Here is a 22,020-nt window from a genome sequence, read left to right on the forward strand (position 1 = left end):
AAACTCAATAATTGGTATAATTTAAAAATTCTATACTAATTAGTCTCGTTTTAAATTATATCATTAAATAAAAAGCGTTGAGTTAATGGTTAGGCATTTTCTCTATTTTTTAAAAGTTTAACTCCAAAAAGCTCTTTCTTTTAGAAAAATAATACCTAATTTTAAAAAATTAATTTTTTCTTTTTAAACAACCGCTAATAATTTAGGTACAGATTTTGAATTTTAGGACAAAGGATTTGAACAAACAAATTCAGCTAAAGCGAAGCTTATCTAACTTAAATGCAATTAAAAAAACAACCCCGTTCTAAAATATATAACCAAGTCTAAACTAGTTATTTTTTTGCAAGGAATTCACCATTTCGAATAACAAATTAGCTGTTATTCGGTTAGGAGATGATAGGTCTTCGTGGTGGACTTTAAAAATTGGCAATTGAATTTCTATTTTAGTTATTTCCCATTTCAATGTTCCTAACCTTACCATTCCTATCCCTATTATTTTCTATTATTATTGCTTATTTCAATATAAAGAAGAATAAAGGGATCATTTTCCTGTCCATCTTTTACTTTTTAATCGGAGTAATTAGTTTAAAATACTATTTATTTACGTACGACAGCCAATTGCCTTGGTTATTGGCAATACTTTATGGGCATTTCTCCCCATTGTTTTTCTTGATTGGACCCGCAGCATATATATATGTACGTAACACGGTAACTGATCAAGAAGGGGTTACCAAAAAAGATATTTGGCACCTAATCCCAAGTCTATATATGCTCATTGGTTTGATTCCCTATTTTTTAAAATCATACCAAGACAAGCTGGCATTAGTAACTAAAATACTCAATCAACCAGGCGAACTTTACACGAATCAGATTCACCTCTTTACTCCTAGCCTAGTTAATGACTTTGTCCGTAATTTCTTGTATGTATATTATGCCTGGATGATGATTTTGTTGTTGATTAAAGCTACTTGGACTCAAAATTCCCATTCAAATGATTCTTATGAAATCCAAAGGCGTATTACCTTTCAATGGCTCATGATTTTTGTCTCCTTTAATACCTTCATAGCGAGTATCCTCTTATCCTCTAATTTCATTGTTCTGTTTAGCCCCGAACACGACTTTAGCAATCTAAATGAATACCTACCCTATTATAGAATCTTAATCATGATTGCTTTTGTCATGCCCTTACTCATTCTACTCTTTCCAAGAGTGCTGTATGGTATTCCGAAATTAACTTGGGAAGAGCTTGAGCTCATCCAATTGAAAAAGAAAAAATCAAATCTGGGAAAAACAGAACAAGAGGTTGACGATTCCTTTTTTGAACTCTCCCAAATCATACTAAACTACATTGAAACAGAAAAACCCTATTTGAATCCCCGCTTTTCCATTCGAGATATCGTGGTCACGTTAAATATTCCCCAGCATCATGTATCTTTTTGCTTTAATAAAATTTTAAATACCCCTTTTCCTACCATCAAAAATAAATACCGCATTGAATACGTCAAAGAACTTATATTGAAAGATAAAGAAAAACGATATTCACTAGAGGGCTTAATGAAGGAGGCTGGTTTTACTTCAAAGAACAGCTTCTTCCAAGCTTTTAAAGAAATAGAAGGCTGTACTCCTAAAGTATGGTCTGAACTACAAAAAGCTAGTTAATTCCAGCAATATATTACCATAAAAAGCCAAAAACTCTAGCTTTTTAATATCTTAGGTTTTTCAAATCTATACATTAACATGAAAAACCTCTTTATTGTAGCAATATTGGCTACGCAGCTTTTTTCCACGAATGCACAAACCTGGAAACCTGCTGGAAACAAAATCAAAAGCCCTTGGGCTGAAAAAGTAGACCCCAATAATACCCTTCCAGAATATCCTAGACCACAAATGGTTCGAGACCAATGGCAAAACTTAAACGGTTTGTGGGATTATGCCATCATCGACAAAGGAAGCAATATCCCAAATCAATTTGATGGTAAAATCTTGGTGCCATTTGCTGTAGAATCTAGTTTATCTGGTGTTCAAAAAACAGTAGGTGATCAAAAAGAACTCTGGTACCACCGTACATTTACGGTTCCTGCTACCTGGAAAAACAAAAATGTCATCTTACATTTTGGAGCCGTAGACTGGAAAGCTGACGTGTGGGTCAATGATATTAAAGTAGGGACTCACCAAGGTGGATATACCTCATTTAGTTTTGACATTACCCCATTTCTACAAAAAGATAAAGCTCAAAAAGTGGTAGTCAAAGTTTGGGACCCGAGTGATTTAGGCTTCCAACCTCGGGGTAAGCAAGTAAATAACCCGAGAGGTATTTGGTATACTCCTGTAACGGGAATATGGCAAACTGTATGGCTTGAACCTGTAGAGTCTACTTTCATAAGCCAACTAAAAACGGTTCCCAATATTGATGGCGGAAATATCAACGTTCAATCTAAAATTGAAGGAGCCATTCCTTCTGATATCATCGAAGTAAAAGTCTTAGATAATGGGAATCTGATTTCTTCAGGCAAAGCAGCCATAGGACAGGATGTTTTAGTTGCCATCCCCAATGCCAAATTATGGAGCCCTGAATCTCCTTTCTTATATGACTTAGAAATATCCGTTCTTCGAAATGGCATAGCTAAAGATAAATTAAAAAGCTATGTCGGTATGCGTAAAATATCTACCAAAATAGATGCTAATGGCATACATCGACTTCAATTAAATAATAAAAATGTGTTTCAATTGGGGCCATTGGATCAAGGATGGTGGCCTGATGGTTTATATACCGCACCTACTGATGAAGCGCTCCTATTCGACATCAAAAAAACCAAAGATTTTGGCTATAACATGATCCGCAAACACGTAAAAGTGGAACCTGCAAGATGGTATACGCACTGCGATCGGGAGGGGATTTTGGTATGGCAAGATATGCCAAGTGGAGATAAAGACCCCAAATGGGTAACTCGAAATTATTTCAATGATAAGGAATTAATTCGATCAAAAGCCTCAGAAGAAAACTTCATGAAAGAATGGAAAGAGATCATGGATTTAACTTTCTCTAACCCTAGTGTGGTGGTATGGGTCCCTTTCAATGAAGCATGGGGGCAATTTAAAACTCCAGAAGTGGTAGAATGGACAAAAAATTATGATCCTTCTCGCTTAGTGAATCCAGCTAGTGGAGGTAACCATTATGATGTAGGAGACATGCTAGACATGCATAATTATCCTGACCCTAAAATGGGATTATTTGATTCTAAACGCGTCAATGTGTTGGGAGAATATGGTGGAATCGGATTAGTGTTAGATCAACACCTTTGGGAGGGAAATCGAAATTGGGGATATGTTCAATATAAAACGAGCGAAGAAGCGACTAAAGCTTATGTCGACTTAGCCGAAAAATTAAAAAAACTAATCCCATTCGGCTATTCAGCAGCTGTTTATACCCAAACCACCGATGTGGAAATTGAAGTCAATGGATTGATGACGTACGATAGAAAAGTGATTAAACTATTGGAAGATAAAATCCGACAAGCCAATATCGAGATTAGAGAGTCATTAAAATAAAAAAGATTCATTAGAGCCCATGCAGACCTCCAGTCCATGGGCTCTTTTAAAATCAAATCCTCATGAAACTAAATCAAAAATGGGTATTCAGTTTTGCCCTCTTATTGGGATTCAGTTACCTGATGCAATGGCAAGGAGCTGCTCTAAAAAATAGCTTCACTCCCATGGGGATTATACATTTAGAATTTGCTCCTACAGCAGATTTATTTCAAAAAATAGTACAACATTGGGATATCCAGACGCTTCGCTGGAATATAGCCATCGACTTTCTCTACATCCCAATTTACACGTATTTCTTCCAGCTTACCCTTGCTCTATTGGCGCAAAGGCATCGGAGCAAATTGGTTCGACAGTTTGGATTATTACTTAAAAATGCGGCATTATTGGCATTCTTTTGTGACATCCTTGAAAATACGGGAATGATCCTATCCCTTACAGGCGCCCAGTCCTCTTGGGTCTACACGCTGACCAATGGCTTCGCAGGAGTGAAATTTGCCATCATTGGCATCAATATCATTTACATCTTGGTTTCCATCCCCACATTATTTTTCCGAACAAAGCAGAGCTAATCACTTAAATATCCCTGCCTCTTTTTTCATAGCTGATGCTGTTTTATGCTGACCCGTATGGCTCCAACCTGGTGGCATGAAAATGTATAAGAATTTATTCACAAGTCCAGGTGCACCGTAGACATCTTTCGCCAAAGCCACCAGCTCTCCAAAATAGGCATCTAAAAAATGATTCGGTTTCATATCTCGAGTAATCCCATATTCCACTTTCACCTCATCTAATTCAGGTTGATAGGTCTTAAATACTCGATCCCAGATATTTAAAAGATTACAAAAATTGGTGTCCATGTACTGAACATTTCGTGCATGATGTACTCGGTGATGAGCTGGGCTTAGCATGAAATTACCCAATTTCCCCATCCGAGCATCTTTGACCAAATGATCCCCGATATGAATAAATGCTCCCCAAGTTCCATCAATGAACATGATTGTAAATAGCATCGCCGGTGGAAGTCCCGCCAAAATACAAATGCTGGCACGAATGATATCTGCATACGGTCCTTCCAAAAAAAAGTGCGCATAAGAAACCGCCAAATTCATGTTTTCTGGCGCATGGTGCGTGGAATGTAAACACCAAAACAATCGTACCTTATGCGCTAAATAATGGTAAATAAAATGAGCAAATTCCCAAACTATATAACCATAGATAAACCAATACCAAGTAAAGGAAACATGAAATAATGCCTTAGGTTCAAAAAATCCAATACATATTGCCGTCATTCCTAATGACAAATACCTCCCTATGAAGGCATTCAATACATAACTAAAAAATGGAATCTTATAGTTGCTCAAACCAAAGCTTTTGAAAAGCAATCCTCGAACTAATTCCAATACTAGGGTAATGGGAAACAAAGGTCTAATCAATACTTTGATGCCGTCGTATGTCAAAAAGTCGGCAAAAGTCTTGTTTTGGAGAAATTCCATTAGATTGTCAAATCCAAAAAATCCAAGGATCCAATCTCCTATGGCTTGTACTATTTCCATGGTCAAATTATTAAATAGGTTGATTCATCCAACAAGATGAATTGGTGTCATTCATTAAATTGCTTCTTGATCTACATAACATTCTACATTAGGATGCATCCACAAAAAAGAAGCTGGACAGTGTGTCGTGATTTTCTTTTCCATGATGGTTTTAAATGCTTCCTGCTTTCCCTTCCCTGTAATCAAGAAAATGATTTTTTTAGCTTGTAAAATCCCTTCCATACCAACACATAGGCCAAATGCGGGTTCCGCTCCTTGAGATAATGCTGGATCATGCTGAATGGTTGACTCTGCTAAAATAGCTTTATGGAATGAAGCCTGCAAATACTCTCCTGGCTCATTAAAAGCAATATGCCCATTTTTCCCCAAACCTAAAATACAAATATCAATGGGCCCTTCTTGTTCAATGTAAGCTTGAACTCGATCACACTCAGCCTGATACTCTTTCAAATTAGTATCGAAACTGAAATAGCGATCTTCGGATATTTCCAAAGGGCCTAACAAATGCTGTTTCAAATAGCTTTCACAAGAATCTGGATGCTCGGATGGAATAATACCCCATTCATCCATTTTGATGGTACGCATATCCGAAAACAAGGATGGATTAGCCACATGGGCTTGATGCATTTGGGCGTACATCCCCGTAGGTGAGCCACCCGTGGCCGCACAAAAAAGTAAATTGGGTTTTTCCTTGACAGATTGAATGATACTTCTACTGGCTAGCTCACTCAGCTCTGCATAATTTTTAACGTAGGTAATTTTCATTATTGAGGTTTATGGTTCAAGGTCTATTTCAATTGGGAAGTATCTACGCGACTCGGTGTATCTTTCCCAGAAATGATTGTTTGTGCGCTAAAAGCTATAGATTTAATGATGGCTGTCATATTCTCCAAATCTAACGTTTCGATTTGGTCACTTGGTTTGTGGTAATTAGGTTCATTGTCCATTTTAGAAGTAGAAATGGTATGTGCAGGAACCCCTAATCTAGCCAATGCTGCATTGTCTGAGCGATAAAACAAATTCTCTTCCGTATAGGGATCAGGGTGGAAAGTAAAGCCTGTTCCTTCCAGATTTTTTTGTAAAATTGCCCCCATATCAGTTTTCTCAAAGCCAGTGATATAGGCACTATTTTTACCCCACTTACTTTCTGTACCAATCATTTCTAAATTGAACATAGCTTTTACTGAAGCTGGATCAAATTGCTCAGAAAAATAGCTAGCCCCAAATCCTCCACTTTCCTCCGCTGTAAAAGCCGCAAAAACCAACGTACGTTCATTTTTATTCCACTTCTTAAAGTACTTAGCTAACATCATCATTCCAGTAGTTCCAGCAGCATCATCATTGGCCCCATTGTAAATGGAATCTCCTTTAACCGCTCGGTTGGGCATCACCCCAAGATGATCATAATGACCCGAAAAAATGACATATTCATTGGCTAATGATTTACCTGGAATAATACCCACCACATTACTCAAGGACATAGGAGTGATTTCATTTTCTACTTCAATAGAGAATTTATCAGCCGCTTTACTCGATAAAATAAAGGCCACATTCACTTGATTCCCTCTTAATATATTGCGGTTACTCAAGCGAGTAAACAAATTGGCAAAATCTTCATCTACCCAAACTACGGTTGGTGTTTTACCCGAAATAAAACGATAGGCTGATTGAAATAAGTTTTCTCCTTTGGCTATCGTAGCTTGTGCATAAGAAGACGTTTCTTGTATGATGGTTTTCGATTCTTTTCCAATAACAACGACTTTTTTGGCATCAATAACTTCCCCATTTAAACTTGCTTTGATCGACTTCAATGTGGGTTTATACACTTGAAATGTTTGCAAATAACTAGATGAATTCCCCCAGGTCTTTAATTTAGATTTAGCAAATTCATCTGAAATAAATTGTGCTGCCTTCTCTATTCCCGGCGTAAATGGCTTCCTCCCCGCTAATTCGTCCGAAGCTAAATAACGCTCGATACGTTCCACTTCTTTGACATGGATGATTTTGTCGATTGATTGCCCTAAGGCTGAAATAGAACATAGTAGGCCGACAAGTAGTAAAGATGTTTTTCTCATGTTGATTGTTGATTTATGCTAGCTTCAAGCTTTAAAAGTATTAAATTAATATCAATCATTTAGCCCACATCTAGCTATTTTACATCAAATGGATTTTCTTTGTTAAACTCTACTCCTACAAATGATGCTCAAATTCCTATTTTGCTTATTAATTAGTCCAATTGCTTTTGCTCAATCATCTTTATTCAATATTAATGGTCAACAACCTGATTTTTGCCTAGGAAAATCAGGTAAAATAGAACTAGTATTCGGCCAAAAAAATAAACTGTTTTATTCCTTTTCTACTGATCAGGGTGCCCATTTTTCTGAACCTAGCTTAGTTGATTCTCTAGTTGGATTACATTTAGGAGCATCTCGTGGACCCAGAATTGCAAGTTCAAATTCAGAAACCATCATTACGGCTGTTGATAAAATAGGTAATGTATACGCCTTTAGAAAAACTCATACAGGAACCTGGTTAAAAAATCAAGTGAATGATATTCCGGATATGGCAAAAGAAGGATTTAATGCCATTGCCGCTAATCAAAAAAATCAGTTCACGGTTATTTGGTTGGATTTAAGATTGAATCGAAAAAACAACTTAATGTCCAGCACTTCTTTGGATGGAGGAAAAACTTGGCAAAAGAACCAACTCGTCTATAGCTCACCTGAATCAAATATTTGTGAATGCTGCCAACCCAATATCATCATGAAAGACAATCATATTGCTATCATGTTTCGAAATTGGTTAAAAGGTTCTCGCGATATGTATGTTATTGAATCTCAAAATGGAGGAAAAAGTTATAATCAAGCTAAGAAATTAGGCTTGGGAACTTGGGTTTTGGAGGCTTGTCCCATGGATGGAGGGAGTCTAAGCTGGACATCCACAGGGGACATTGCTACTGTCTGGCGTAGAGCAGAAAATCTTTATACTTCTGGAGTTCAAGGAGAGGAAAAGCTCATTGGTCCAGGGAAAAATGCCTCAACCGCCATATTATCCTCTGGCCAGTGGATGGTTTGGAACCATCAGGGGCAAATTTGGCTAAAATCAAATGCATCGGACACGCCTAAGTCTTTGGGACAAGGCCGCTTTCCTATTATGAAATCCCTTAACCATCAAAAGGCTTTCATCGTTTGGGAAAACCAAGGTCAAATTTGGGGTCAACTACTGTAAGATTATTTCAAACTGCTAATGATTTCAATGGGATTACTATATACTTTGTGAATAGGACACATGTTTGCAATGTTTAGAAGCCTTTCTTTTTGAGCCTCGTCCAAGTTTCCGGATAAATGTATATTTCGACGAATCGTCGTTTTGCTAAGTTCTTTATCCCAGATAAAATCCAATTCTAAATTCACGTCTTGCAAATCCCACCCTTTGCGATCAGCATACATGCGTAAAGTAGCAGAAGTACATGCTGCTAAAGCTGCTCGGACCAATTCATCTGGGGAAAAGCCCAAATTCCCTCCACCGAGTTCAATCGGCTCATCTGCAACAATTTGATTTCCTGATTCACTTTGAATCTCCACTTGATAAAGTGTATTTCTTAAATGCGATGTAATTTTCCCCATGACTTATCTATTGTTTAAACTTGGATATGGCACAAATTCATTTTCCTCTCCTTGAATTTTATCAAAACGTCGATTGATCCAATCGTCTTTCGCTTTATCAATTAAAGACTTATCACTCGAAACAAAATTCCAATTGATAAAGCGCTCCTCAGGAAAAGGATCTCCTCCAAATATATAAATGGTGCTATTTGCTTCCATCGTAAAAGTACATAAGCTATGGTCTTGGGCAACCAACAATTGCTTTGGACCAAATGTATTCCCTTCTTCTTCAATGCCTCCCTCCAAGATATATATTCCCGATTCTCCAAATAGCTGATCTCCCAAGGATAATTCCGTTTTCTCCTTACTCTTCACTTCGATCATGTACAAAGGACTATAAACAGGCACTCCTGATTCTCGACCAAAGGCTTTTCCTGCAATCAAGGTAAATTGAGTATCTCCTTCATTCCATGTAGGTAATTCCTCTTTGCCAATATGCACAAAAGAGGGCTCCATCTGCTCCAGTTCTTTGGGCAATGCTACCCAAATCTGTAAACCATGCAAAACCTTATCAGAATGACGTAAATGTTCTGGGGTCTTTTCCGAATGCACTATCCCTTTACCAGCAGTCATCCAATTTACTTCCCCAGGTTTAATCTCTAAAGCAGAACCTAGGGTATCACGGTGCATAATACTCCCTTCAAATAGATAAGTCAAGGTTGATAAACCAATATGGGGATGCGACAACACATCTAAATTCTCCCTTTCACTTAACTTGGTTGGCCCCATGTGGTCAATAAATGAAAAAGGCCCAATCATTCTTTTTTGACGAAAAGGTAACAATCGTCCAACCATAAAATTACCAATATTAGCAGCCCGCTCTTCGATAATCAATTGAATATTTGACATAGCTCGTATGATTTATGTAACGAATTTACTCGGTTTGCTAGCTATTAAAACTTAATGTACATGAATAAAAATCCGACAATCAAAGATTTGTTTGAAATAGAGATTTTATCAATCCTTAATATGCTACTTCCCTCCAATTTAAACGATGGTGGCATATTTGCCGAAAATACCCATATTCAAATGCCTAAAAATAAATATATCCTAATTAATCTTTGTATTTTACTATTTATCAGTAATTTGGATTCAATATTCTATCATTACACCAACTATAATAACTAACTCTTTCCTTCAATTCTCCAATCTGGAGGATCTGAAAGTATCCAATCAACCTAACAATTATACTCTATGAAAAAAAATCAGACCATGAGACAACATGTCTCGTACCTGAGAATGTACATTCTCTATTTTGCCATGCTATGTGGAATTATCCACTCCGCTCAGGCGAGTAAGGCCTCCTTAATTGACAAATCAGTCACAGGGAAAGTTACAGAAGAAAATGGTGCTCCGATTCCAGGGGTATCGGTTACTCAAAAAGGTAGTACTCGTGGAACGACTACTGATATCAATGGTAATTTCAAAATCAATGTTGACAATGAAAAATCCATTTTAGCATTCTCTTTTGTTGGTTATATCCCACAAGAAATTGAAGTGGGAAGCCAAGCTAATCTAACGGTGAAGTTAAAAGTAGATACCAAATTATTGACAGAAGTGGTGGTGGTAGGTTATGGTAGCCAGAAAAAGGCCAACCTAACTGGAGCCGTAGACCAAGTCAGTAGTGAGGTATTTGATAACCGACCTTTAACCAATTTAAATCAAGGTCTTCAAGGTGTTATGCCCAACTTAAATATCAAGATGGGAGATGGAAAGCCAAATCAAGCACCTAGCTTTAATATCCGTGGAACTACTTCCATTGGACAGGGAGGAAATGCTTTGGTTCTAATTGATAACGTAGAAGGAGACCCTAGTTTATTAAATCCCAATGACATCGCCACAATTACCTTGTTGAAGGATGCCGCATCTGCTTCCATTTACGGAGCTAGAGGCGTATTTGGGGTGGTATTAATCACCACTAAAAATCCAACTAAAGGAAAAACTTCGGTTACCTATTCCTCCAATTATTCCTTAAAAAACCCCATTGCGGTTCCTGAGCTAGTTACAGATGGCTACACATTTGCCTCCATGTTTGCCGAGTCATTTGTTAATTTTCAAGGTAGTTTTCCTCAAAACGTCAATAAAACATTAAAGTTTTCTCAAGCCTACTTGAATGAATTTAAACGTAGAAAAGAGGTTGGAGGATTACCTGATTATGAAATTGATCCAGTAACAGGAGAATACGTCTATTATGGAAGTACGGATTACTATGGAAATTTATATAAAAAGGTTACAACCTCTAAAGAACACAATCTAAGCATCTCGGGTAGTAGCGATAAGGCAAGCTATTTATTAACGGGGCGCTATTACGGTCAGGATGGTTTATTCCGATATAATTCCGACGATTACCAAATGTTGAATTTCTCAGGAAAAGGAAGCGTTCAACTGTATCCTTGGTTAAAAGTGACCAACTTCACGCAATTCTCGAACATGAAATATCATAACCCACTCAACGTAGGTGAGGGTGGTGGTATCTGGAGAAATATCGCGGATGAAGGACATCCAATTTCACCCATGTTAAACCCAGATGGAACACTGTCTTTTTCTGCAGCTTATAATATTGGAGATTTCTATTACGGGAAAAATGGCATCGACAACGACAAGCGTGTATTTAGAAATACCACAGGTTTTGCTGCTGATTTTTTCAAAAATAAATTACGTGTAAAAGGTGATGTCACGATTCAAACCACGGACAACAATGATAGAACGAAGGCTGTGCCCGTTCCATATAGTGTAAAGCCAGGCGTGATTTCCTATGTGGGAACGACCACCAATTACCTCAACGATGTTTACAGGGAGACAACCTACATGACAACCAACCTGTATACAGAATATGAAAATACCTTCCATGAAGATCACTACTTAAAAGTGATGGCAGGTTACAATTATGAAGAATCTAGATTTAAAAGATTATCTGCCCAAAGAAATGGATTAATCTTTGAAGGTGCTAATGATATAAACCTAGCTTTAGGTCAATCCATTACCACCAGTGGTGGTTGGGAAGTTTGGAAAATCATGGGCGGATTCTCTCGCTTAAACTACTCGTTTAAAGACCGATATCTCTTGGAAGTAAATGCTCGATATGATGGATCATCTAAATTCCCAAGTAACCAACGTTTTGCCTTCTTCCCTTCTTATTCATTAGGATGGAGACTTTCCAAGGAAGCATTTTGGAATGTGCCAGAGAAATTAATTACTGATTTAAAATTAAGAGCTTCATATGGTTCATTAGGTAATGGAAATATCAATTCCTATGCCTATTTAGAGCAGTTTAATATTGCTCAATCGGGATTGGTTTTGAATGGTCAAAGACCACAATTTACCACAAACCCAACAGTTATTCCGGAAGGCTTAACTTGGGAAACTGCTACTACCAAAAACATCGGTATTGACCTTTCCATGTTAAATAATCGATTGCACTTCAATGCAGACGCTTATATCAGAACAACCACCGATATGTTTACTGTAGGATTAACCTTACCTGCTGTATTTGGTGCTTCGTCACCAAAAGGTAACTATGCCGACCTGGAAACAAAAGGTTGGGAAATGCTCCTTTCTTATAATGACCAAGTAAACGTAGCTTCCAGTCCATTAAAATTCAACGTTCGATTAACCTTATCTGACTACACAGCTGTTATTAAAAAATACAATAACCCTCAAAAATTACTAAGTGATTTTTATGAAGGTCAGGTAATGGGTGAAATTTGGGGTTATACCACCGCTGGATATTTTACCTCAGCAGATGACGTTAAAAATAGTGCTAAACAAGATTTGTTCCGCAGCGCAAACAGTGGTGTGTGGTACCCTGGTGATATCAAATTTGTTGATTCAAATGGAGATGGCAATATTACTCCTGGCACTAGCCGAGTAAGTAATCCGGGAGACAGATCCATTATTGGAAACACAACTCCTCGTTATACATACGGAATCATGTTAGGCGCAGATTGGAAAAATTTCTTTTTCTCTGCATTTTTCCAAGGTGTAGGACAGCAAGATTGGTATCCAAGTAGAGAGGCGAATTTGTTTTGGGGACAATACAATCGACCATACGGCGGTATTCCAAAAAGTCAGTTAGGCAATATTTGGAAAGAAGATAATGTCAATGCTTATTTCCCAAGATATGTATCGCGTATAGCTAGTAATGCGAACGGAACATTATCAGCACCTCAGACAAAATACATGCAAGATGTTCGTTATATCCGCTTGAAAAATATTCAAATCGGCTATAATTTACCTAGTCAGCTAGCTTCCAAAATTGGTTCAACCGCTGCAAGAGTATATGTTTCTGCTGAAAACATTTGGACAGCTTCCCCACTATTTAAAATTACTCGTGATATAGATGTTGAAAATGCTGTAGCATCCGATCAAGTGTTCTCTCCAGGAGGAAACTCAGGTGATGGTTATAACTATCCATTAATGAAAAGTGTAACACTTGGTTTATCTATTACATTTTAATGAGCTGAGAATCAAAAAGACATTCTCTGCAGGTAAAACAACCTTAAAATTTTAACATAAGATCATGAAACTTAACTATATCTTCTGCCTACTTTTCACATCCAGCTTATTTTTAGGATGTAGTTTGGAAGAAATTCCAGAGGCAACCACCACCAAGGGCCCAATCTTCAGTAGCGAAAGCGGCCTCATTTTATATACCAATTCATTTTACAATATGATGAATGGTAAAAACCTACATCGTGCCGATGCTATGTCGGACTATTTAGCCAGAAAAGACACCCCACCTTTCATCACTCCAGGAAACTTTAGTGCGGAGGTGAGTTCGGGGTGGTCTTGGTCAGATTTGAGAAATATCAACTATTTCATTAAAAACTGCAATGACCCCAAGGTTCCTTTAGCTGTTAGAAATAACTACATTGGAATTGCCCGATTCTTCCGAGCATGGTTTTATTATGAAAAAGTAAAACGGTTTGGAGACGTCCCTTGGATCAATAAACCATTGGATGTATCGGATACTGAGCTATTGAACAAAGGTCGAGATTCTCGTGTGATGGTGATGGATTCTGTCATTGCTGACTTGAATTTTGCATGTGCCAATATCACTGCTAAAACTGAAGGTACCCGTAGTTTGGTAACAAAATATGCAGCATTTGCTTTCAAATCACGTGTTTGTCTATATGAAGGCACATTAAGAAAATACCATACGAACCTAAATTTAAGCTCTAGTTCCGCCAACCTATTAACACAAGCTGCAGCCGCAGCTAAGGTCGTTATGGATGAAGCAGGGTATAAATTATACGATGGTGCTGGAGTAGATAAATCATATCGACAGGTGTTCATCAATCCTGCACCGGTGGCTACAGAAGTGATACTTTCAGCCGTTTGTGATTTGGCATTAAACAACCTGAATGATGGTAACTGGTATTGGACATCAGGAACTTATGGTGATAAGGCAAACTTCATTAGATCATTCATCAATACCTACTTGAACATTGATGGAACCCCTTTCACCAATAATCCTGCTTACAAAACCATGCTTTTTAAAGATGAGGTGAAAGGGAGAGATAAACGTTTACAACAAACGATTCGTTCTGGAGATTACAAACGCCTAAACAATGGAGTTTTGGAAGCGGCGCCACCTCTATTCTCGTACACATTTACAGGTTATCAGCCAATAAAATGGGCTTTGGATGACATGTATTATGATACCCGAGATTTGAACATCAACTCGGTATCCATCATCCGATATGCGGAAGTATTATTGAACTATGCTGAAGCAAAAGCGGAACTAGGCTCTTTAACAGATGCAGATTGGGCCGCAACAATAGGCTTATTGAGAAAGAGAGCTGGTATCACGGGCGGAACAAATACCTTACCCAAGGATATTGATACCTACCTTCAAACCACGTATTTCCCTGCCATTTCCGACCCAATAATTCTAGAGGTACGTCGAGAAAGAGGAATCGAATTATGCTTAGAAGGTTTTCGTTTTGACGATATCGTGCGATGGAGAAGAGGAGAACTTATGCAAATGGAATGGAATGGCATGTATGTTCCTAGTTTAGACACGCCAATGGATTTAAATGAAGACGGGAAATTGGATGTGGCATTCTACCAAAAACTCCCAACCAAAGTATCTGGTGTAACCTATGTAGAAGTAACTCCATTAGTCAGTGGAAAAGCCAATCCACAATTACTTTCTAATGGCACTTCAGGAGAATTAACTTGGTTCAATAACATTCCAAGGAAATGGGAAAACAAACATTATTTATACCCTATTCCCGCTGGAGATTTAATTACTAACCCCAAACTAGGGCAAAATCCAGGATGGTAAAAATAAAGGCCTACTTAATAAGTAGGCCTTTTTAATGACTCATTTTCTACATAATTTTAAAGAAAATGTGTTATTGGTATTAATCTGTGAGCATATTTAACAATTTTCATAAAAAATAATCGTTAGGACGTCGATGTTCTCACATTAGCTATTGTGAATTAAGAAGAATCTATCTAATTTGAGAGTATTAATTAGTAAGAATTTAGTTTGTTGATGAAGTGTAATGCAAAAAAGTCACCTGAGATTCAAGTGACTTTTTTTGATTTTTATCTTTGATTAATTTCCTCCCCTGATCATATCTTATCCTTTCTCTAAACCAACCCATATCATGAAACACTATATCTCTATGGTCTTTTGTTTGGCAATTGTTCTTCATCTTTTCCCTGCACAAAGTCAAACACTCTTTCCAGATGTATTAGTCAAATTTAAACCTCTAATCAAAGAAGCCGTATTTTCTGGTACAGGTTCCCAAACTTGGGATGAACAAATTCGGGAACGAGGATATATCTTAAAGGAAAAAGACGGATATCACTTATGGTATACTGGATATTCTAAATCAAGTCCAATCAAGAATTTGGGATACGCTACTTCCAAGAATGGATTAGATTGGAAAAGACATGCAAACAATCCTATCAATCCTCAACAATGGATTGAAGATGTCTTCGTCATTAAAAAAGGCAAAAATTATTACATGTTTGCCGAAGGAAAAGGAGATACCACCCATCTACTCGTATCAAAAAACAAAACTGATTGGCAAGAATTAGGGAATCTAAGGATTCTTAAAACGAGTGGACAGGCCATAGAAAAAGGTGCCTTTGGGACACCTTGTGTTATTTCAGTGGATGATACCTATTATTTATTCTATGAAAGAGATGATCTAGGGGTTTGGTTAGCCAAATCAAGTAACCTCATTGATTGGGTCAATGTTCAGGATCAACCCGTATTAGAAATGGGGCCTGAACCCTATGACAAATTCGGTGTGGCCATAAACCAAGTCATTTTTTACCAAGGATACTATTATGCTTATTATCATGCCACAGCCTTCAAAGACTGGAGAGAATGGTCAAGTAATGTTGCTGTTTCCAAAGACCTCATTCATTGGACTAAATACCCTCAAAATCCTATTATAGGAAATAATGAATCCAGCAATATTCTTGTCCCAGATGGTCAAGGATTCCGCTTATATACCATGCATTCAAAGGTACACGTATATCAATCCAAGTAAAGGGCCAAAAGTTAAGGGCAACAAAAAAGCCTAGGCTTGATAAAAGTCTAGGCTTTAAATACCCGTGTTCTACTTATTTCTCTAATAATTAATCAAATTTTCATGAAAGACTGGATTTGCACCCATTCAAACATACAATCTACTTTTATGCAATCTATTTTTACTTTTAAAAATCTTTGATGCACTAAACTGAATTACAAAATTAACTATTCAGCGTAAATTTTTCTTTAATTAGACGTATTAAATAAGTTCATATTGTTACTAAAAAGTAAAATAATGTTACATTTAGCGAATAATCTGATTCTTTTGGAGATATGAGCCGAAAATCACTCTTGATCATTAAAACAATTTCCAAGGGCCTTTCTTTGATCCTTTGTAGCCTATTGATGGCCTTACAATCGTATGCTCAAGACACCATTTTGGTTAAAACATATTCTTTACCTGAAAAAATCACGAACATTGATGGAGATGGACGAAATTTAATCGTCAGGACTGATAATCATTTATATAAATTTCATTCAGGGCGTTTTGATGATTTGAAATTTACACCCAAAGACAATGATCGCTTTACTTGGATTAGTAAAACTGACAATCAAGACATTTTCGGAACCTATAGTACCTTACAGTTTCCCGAAAGCCATCAAGTCAACCACCGTTCCATTGCCAATTTATTACCTGGTTATGATCAGTATAATATGACGGAAGCTTCCATTGGAGACCTGTATTTTTTGGCTTACAATGGAATTCTGCTAGAATATAGAATTCATAAATTTTATTCCATTCAACATCGAGGTAAATCCATTCGACATATATACCATGATGATCGCGTCAGAATCATTGCTACCTATGCAGGGATATTCATTGATTCTGTCGCCGAAGTGTATTCTAACAAACCCATCCCAGGAGCAAATTTCTCTAGCGGGGAAACGAATAAAATTGATAATCAATATTACCTGAACTCTGATCCCATTTATCAATTAATGAATAGTCAGTGGGTCCGATTACCTCTAAAAACGGATATCCTACATTTTAAAAAGTTAATAAAAATTGGAAAAGTAACTTATTTTCAATCGACGGATGCTATTGGAACCATTAACTTAAAAAATAACCAGGTAAATAAAATCATTACCCATTCTTCCCAGTTTCACGATATGGAAAATTTGGGCAACTTACTCTTGCTTGGTAACGCCAATGGGAAATTATATCTATATGATATGGTTCAAAGAAAAATTGAATCCATACACATTGGATCTTCCATATATGATATCACCATCAAAGGAGAGCAAATCATCCTATCTTGTAATGATGGCCTTTATGAATTCAATTTAAAAACAAAAAAAAGCCAGCTTCTATTTCGCCACAAGCACATCATTCAATCCATATTTATTGGGAACAACATCCTTTTCACCAGCTTTGAAGGTCTATTCCTTTATACTCAGGATAAAGAGGTATTTCAAATTATTGAAAATGTAGAATTCAATAAAAGGGCATTAAGCAACTGGAATCAAAACGTATATGCTGGATCCACTGAAGGCCTTTATGTCATCAACCTTCCTCAGCTCATCAATGAAGTTTTACCTAGTTTAGAACCAGAAATTATTGATGAAAGCAAAGTAGATGCCTCCTTAATCATCGCCTTAGGATTCACCCTTGTTGTCATTGTTGGCAGTGTAGTATTTATTCGAAATAGGAATAAAGGAATTCCTGAAAATTACAAAACACCAAAAGTGGAAATTACCCCTGAAAGAATTCGGGAAGATATGCTAAAAAATGAGCAGTTAATCAGTGTTGAAAGCATTGCCGAATACTACCAAATTTCTCGCGTTCACTTAAATCGGGTATTAAAAAAACACAATAAAAACACTTTGGAATTAATCAAAGAGATCAAGAAAGAAATTGTGCTAGACCTGAAAAGCAAACAAGTTCCTATTGAAAAAATAGGTCAACGGGTTGGTTATACAAGTAAGTACATCAAGCAACACTTTCTGAAAAAATAGGATATCCATTTCAAAAAGCCAATTTTTCCAATGGCTGAACAATCAAATGTGAATGGGTACACGTAGATTTAACTTCCTTCCCAATAATCCAGTCCCAAATTTTGACAGAATCTCCTTCTCCGCAACGCATTCGAATTTTTATGATGATTGCCGACAAACAAGTCAATAGTCCAATAAAAATAATAGCAAAGAGTATCCCAAAATAATCCGCTAGTATTCCTGTCATTAAAGCTCCAATGGCATATCCCAAATCTCTCCATAACCTGAAAATCCCCATACTCTTTGCCCGATCTAAAGGATGTGTATTCTCTGCCAGAGTAGCCAAAAAAGTAGGATATACCATAGCTGTCCCCCAACCTAGCAAAGCAGAAATACCCATAAATTCAAACGAAGTATCTGCCCAAATCAATAGCATTAATGCGATTCCTTGCAATAACATTCCAACAAATAGCATGTCTTTTTTGCAAAATTTATCCGACATTTTTCCTGTTAGTAATTGACCTAAACCCCAAACAGCAGGATAAATCGCTGTAATCAATCCAATCTCTTGTAATCGAAAGTTCTTGCTCGCCAATAGGATGGGCAAAATACCCCAAACCATGCCATCATTTAAATTATTAATCAAACCAGCTTGGGTTACCGAGCCTAAATTTCTATTCTTCCAAGTTGTCTCTAAGAAGATATTTTTCAAACGTGGAATTCGACTACGCTGCTCTTCTTGTATGACATGTTGTCGAGTATCCTGAATGAAAAAATAACTCCCTAATAAGCCCAAAATAACCAATACGATACCCAGGTAAAAAGGATATGGACGCAGACCAAACTGATTAGCCAAATATCCAGACAAAAATGCAAATATTGCTACGGCCAAATAACCAGCAGATTCATTAATTCCCATGGCTAAGCCACGTTGTTTATCTCCTACCAAATCAATCTTCATCACCACCGTAGAGCTCCAAGCTAAACCTTGATTTATCCCGAGAAAAACATTGGCTAAAATCACCCAATTCCAATTGGGTGCATAAATGAGTAAAAATGGTATTGGTATGGCCATAATCCATCCAATAACCAATAGATTTTTACGACCCATTCTATTGGCTAAACTTCCAGCAAAATAATTAGACAATGCCTTAACAACACCAAAGACAATGATAAAAGAAAGTATAGCTGTTTTTGCCGCTAAAGCGAATTCTTCCTCTGCCAATTTAGGTAAAATGGAACGTTCTAAACCCACCATACCACCGACAAAAGCATTGATTAGCACCAATAAACTAAACTGCTTCCAATTCTCCCGTAAACCTAGCTTAACTTGCTTCATAACTATTCATCATTGACCATATTTCAATACAATGGCTAATTGTCCAGCATGATATGCCGTGTGTGAAACAATACGTCCAAAAGCCTCTGATTTAGATTTTGTCCCAAATTCTTTAGTAGAAATAACTTGCTCCCAATCTTCATCAACTTGCTGTGAGACAATGGAGTGCAACTTTTCAAATGAACCCACTACATAATTTTTAAGCTCATCTAAATTCGTCCATTCACCAGAATCACGTTGATCTATCACGGTTTTAGCTACCACCTTTACCGAAGAATCACCAAACACATTTTTTGCAAAAAGCAATTCAACATCACCAATATGACGGATCAAAAAACCAGCTGAATTTGGCGAATTACCCAATTTTTTAGCTAAATCCGCTTCTGAAATTCCATCTAGCAATTTAGTGAAACGCGTTCTTGACTCGATCCACAAATCTAGTAATACCTCTGTCTTTGTTTTCATGGTCTTTGATATTAGCAACAACCTGAACCCGGCTTACAGGCATTCTCTTCACTTGGTTTTTGAGCAAAAACCGAAATAGAAAATATCCCAGTTTTACCCGATTTGAATTCCTCAATCTCTTGAGTACTCAAATAATGGCTCAAAATATCATTCGGAATGACGATAGGCTTTTCCTTTTGAATTTGCACATTCACAAATCCACTAGTCTGAATTAATTGCAAATAATCATCCTTCTGAATAGCTCCTGCCACACAACCGGCATACATTTCTGCATCTTTTTGAAGTCCTGATGGTAATTCACCAATAAGTACCACATCCGATATACTGAAATGTCCTCCTGGTTTTAATACCCTAAAAATATCTTGAAACACTCCCGCTTTATTAGGTACCAAATTCAATACACAATTGCTGACGATTACATCTGCAACATTGGCTGAAATTGGCATGTTTTCTATATCTCCCTGACGAAATTCCACATTATTAAATCCCCTAATCTCGGCATTGATACGTGCTCTTTCAATCATTTGTGGAGTAAAGTCTACTCCTATCACCTTACCCGATTCTCCTACTTCATGTCGCGCAATGAAACAATCATTTCCCGCACCACTACCCAAATCCACTACAACATCCCCTTCTTTCATTTTAGCAAATTGCGTTGGCAATCCACAGCCTAAACCTAAATCAGCATCAGCATTATATCCTTCTAGTGTACTATAGTCTTCCGACATAATATTATACACTTCAGTAGAACAACCGCCAGCTCCACAACAAGAAGCCATATTTTCTTCTTTTCCTTGCATGGCAATCTCGCCATATTTTTGTTTCACAATTTCCTTTAATTCTTGCTCTGTTTTCATGGTATATTGATTTGGATTAATCGTAATTTTACGATGGATTTAAACAAAAAAATTAGCAACAGCTACTTGTTTTCACATGTCGCTTTTCAAAAAAATGACCTAGCAATTCTGTTAATTTGGCCCATTCAGACTCATTGATACAATAACAAATAGATACACCATCAATTTGCCCTCGAATCAAACCCGCTTCTTTCAATTCTTTCAAATGTTGAGAAACGGTCGACTGAGAAATTGGCAATTCATCTACAATATCACCACATATGCAAGATTGTTTTGTCAACAATAGCTGCATGATGGCCATACGTGCTGGATGCGATAAAGCTTTAGCATATTTTGCTACTAAAATCTGCTCTTCGGTATAATCAATAATTTTACTTGCTCCCATATCAATCGTAATATTACGATAAACCTTTGAAATAAAAAAATATTGGACCCATTTCTTTCGTTTTGTTGAAAAAAATTGACCTGCTGCATATTCAATAGTACAAAATCCCAATAAATAGTTGGAATTATGCAAGTTTATGCTAGTTTTGCGAATTCATGAAAAGGCTAGCCTCCATATTGTTATTGTTTGTCCTCCTCTATCAGGCAGGTGGATTTGCTTTACGTTATGTGGCTAATTCAGATACCGAATTTGTAAGTAATGAGTCCAGCAGCGATTCTTACATGGTAAAAATCCCTATCTCCTTGCCCTATCCAAGCAATCGGGAGATCCCACAAGAAGTATCAGGATCATTGCAACAAGGTGATGAGTTCTATCAAATGTTAGACCAAAAGATAGAAAACGATACCTTGTATACACGCGTAGTCAATGATAAAAACGCCCGTGATCAATTTTTGGATTTAGCTGATTTAGTCAATGAACATTTAAATGATCAACCTGACAAGGCTCCTTCAAAAACTAAATTAATTCAGACACTTGTCAAAGAATATTGTCAATCTGGTGGCGCATGGGTATTCTATATCTTAGAATGGCCTACTGAACACATCGCAACACAGAATCATTCTTTATTAAAGACATCCTCATTCCAGGATGCCTTATTTTCACCTCCCCGGCAAGCTTAATTATTTCTGAAAAAATAGCTTGAAAGAAATCCCCTTC

General features: G+C 37.0%; 18 protein-coding genes. 9 read left to right on the forward strand and 9 right to left on the reverse strand.

Features of this window, described 5'->3' with window-relative positions; translation table 11 throughout:
- Window positions 1–462 precede the first annotated feature (462 nt).
- From EWU22_RS01320 to EWU22_RS01330, 3 genes are all read left to right on the forward strand, one after another.
- The gene (locus EWU22_RS01320; protein WP_130924089.1) at window positions 463–1,659 is read left to right on the forward strand and encodes an AraC family transcriptional regulator; all 1,197 of its coding nucleotides are present in this window, start codon (window positions 463–465) and stop codon (window positions 1,657–1,659) included.
- A gap of 78 nt (window positions 1,660–1,737) precedes the next feature.
- Entirely contained in the window at window positions 1,738–3,549 is a 1,812-nt protein-coding gene (locus tag EWU22_RS01325) for a glycoside hydrolase family 2 protein (protein WP_130924090.1), read from the forward strand.
- Between the two features lie 62 nt (window positions 3,550–3,611).
- Window positions 3,612–4,118 carry a hypothetical protein gene (locus EWU22_RS01330; RefSeq protein WP_109324632.1) on the forward strand — a complete coding sequence of 169 codons (507 nt, stop codon included), beginning with the start codon at window positions 3,612–3,614 and terminating at the stop codon, window positions 4,116–4,118.
- On the opposite strand, the gene EWU22_RS01335 is transcribed toward EWU22_RS01330, so the two are convergent.
- From EWU22_RS01335 to EWU22_RS01345, 3 genes are read right to left on the reverse strand one after another with little or no spacing between them, the layout of a single operon-like run.
- On the reverse strand, window positions 4,119–5,102 hold the full coding sequence (locus tag EWU22_RS01335) for a sterol desaturase family protein (RefSeq protein ID WP_130924091.1): 984 nt from the start codon (window positions 5,100–5,102) through the stop codon (window positions 4,119–4,121). It abuts the gene before it with no gap.
- A 54-nt stretch (window positions 5,103–5,156) separates the two neighbouring features.
- Window positions 5,157–5,867 carry a 6-phosphogluconolactonase gene (locus EWU22_RS01340; RefSeq protein WP_130924092.1) on the reverse strand — a complete coding sequence of 237 codons (711 nt, stop codon included), beginning with the start codon at window positions 5,865–5,867 and terminating at the stop codon, window positions 5,157–5,159.
- 23 nt (window positions 5,868–5,890) lie between these two features.
- A complete protein-coding gene (locus EWU22_RS01345; protein WP_130924093.1) occupies window positions 5,891–7,177 on the reverse strand; it encodes a M20/M25/M40 family metallo-hydrolase in 1,287 nt (428 codons plus the stop codon).
- A gap of 121 nt (window positions 7,178–7,298) precedes the next feature.
- Between EWU22_RS01345 and EWU22_RS01350 the strand changes: the two genes are divergently transcribed.
- A complete protein-coding gene (locus EWU22_RS01350) occupies window positions 7,299–8,330 on the forward strand; it encodes an exo-alpha-sialidase (RefSeq protein WP_130924094.1) in 1,032 nt (343 codons plus the stop codon).
- 2 nt (window positions 8,331–8,332) lie between these two features.
- Here the strand turns inward: EWU22_RS01350 and EWU22_RS01355 are convergent, their stop codons facing one another.
- Both EWU22_RS01355 and EWU22_RS01360 read right to left on the reverse strand, forming a co-directional pair.
- Window positions 8,333–8,728, reverse strand: a complete 396-nt coding sequence (locus EWU22_RS01355; protein WP_130924095.1) for an OsmC family protein — start codon at window positions 8,726–8,728, stop codon at window positions 8,333–8,335.
- 3 nt (window positions 8,729–8,731) lie between these two features.
- Window positions 8,732–9,616, reverse strand: a complete 885-nt coding sequence (locus tag EWU22_RS01360) for a pirin family protein (RefSeq protein ID WP_130924096.1) — start codon at window positions 9,614–9,616, stop codon at window positions 8,732–8,734.
- A gap of 345 nt (window positions 9,617–9,961) precedes the next feature.
- Between EWU22_RS01360 and EWU22_RS01365 the strand changes: the two genes are divergently transcribed.
- From EWU22_RS01365 to EWU22_RS01380, 4 genes are all read left to right on the forward strand, one after another.
- Window positions 9,962–13,222 carry a SusC/RagA family TonB-linked outer membrane protein gene (locus EWU22_RS01365; RefSeq protein WP_130924097.1) on the forward strand — a complete coding sequence of 1,087 codons (3,261 nt, stop codon included), beginning with the start codon at window positions 9,962–9,964 and terminating at the stop codon, window positions 13,220–13,222.
- 64 nt (window positions 13,223–13,286) lie between these two features.
- Window positions 13,287–15,056, forward strand: a complete 1,770-nt coding sequence (locus tag EWU22_RS01370; protein ID WP_130924098.1) for a RagB/SusD family nutrient uptake outer membrane protein — start codon at window positions 13,287–13,289, stop codon at window positions 15,054–15,056.
- Between the two features lie 328 nt (window positions 15,057–15,384).
- Window positions 15,385–16,281, forward strand: a complete 897-nt coding sequence (locus EWU22_RS01375; RefSeq protein WP_130924099.1) for a glycosylase — start codon at window positions 15,385–15,387, stop codon at window positions 16,279–16,281.
- Between the two features lie 314 nt (window positions 16,282–16,595).
- Window positions 16,596–18,278, forward strand: coding sequence for a helix-turn-helix transcriptional regulator (locus tag EWU22_RS01380; RefSeq protein WP_130924100.1), 1,683 nt, complete (start codon window positions 16,596–16,598; stop codon window positions 18,276–18,278).
- Between the two features lie 10 nt (window positions 18,279–18,288).
- On the opposite strand, the gene EWU22_RS01385 is transcribed toward EWU22_RS01380, so the two are convergent.
- The 4 genes from EWU22_RS01385 to EWU22_RS01400 are packed head-to-tail and all read right to left on the reverse strand — an operon-like array spanning window position 18,289 to window position 21,303.
- Window positions 18,289–19,596 (reverse strand): MFS transporter, encoded by a 1,308-nt coding sequence (locus tag EWU22_RS01385; protein ID WP_130924101.1) that lies wholly within the window; start codon window positions 19,594–19,596, stop codon window positions 18,289–18,291.
- 9 nt (window positions 19,597–19,605) lie between these two features.
- Window positions 19,606–20,061: a DinB family protein gene (locus EWU22_RS01390; RefSeq protein ID WP_130924102.1), complete on the reverse strand. Its 456-nt coding sequence runs from the start codon at window positions 20,059–20,061 to the stop codon at window positions 19,606–19,608.
- Between the two features lie 11 nt (window positions 20,062–20,072).
- Window positions 20,073–20,918 (reverse strand): arsenite methyltransferase, encoded by an 846-nt coding sequence (locus EWU22_RS01395; protein WP_130924103.1) that lies wholly within the window; start codon window positions 20,916–20,918, stop codon window positions 20,073–20,075.
- Between the two features lie 52 nt (window positions 20,919–20,970).
- Window positions 20,971–21,303, reverse strand: a complete 333-nt coding sequence (locus tag EWU22_RS01400) for an ArsR/SmtB family transcription factor (protein ID WP_109325464.1) — start codon at window positions 21,301–21,303, stop codon at window positions 20,971–20,973.
- A gap of 155 nt (window positions 21,304–21,458) precedes the next feature.
- Between EWU22_RS01400 and EWU22_RS01405 the strand changes: the two genes are divergently transcribed.
- On the forward strand, window positions 21,459–21,983 hold the full coding sequence (locus EWU22_RS01405) for a hypothetical protein (protein ID WP_130924104.1): 525 nt from the start codon (window positions 21,459–21,461) through the stop codon (window positions 21,981–21,983).
- Window positions 21,984–22,020 lie beyond the last annotated feature (37 nt).

This window comes from Aquirufa nivalisilvae (assembly GCF_004307455.1).
Taxonomy (GTDB): domain Bacteria; phylum Bacteroidota; class Bacteroidia; order Cytophagales; family Spirosomataceae; genus Aquirufa; species Aquirufa nivalisilvae.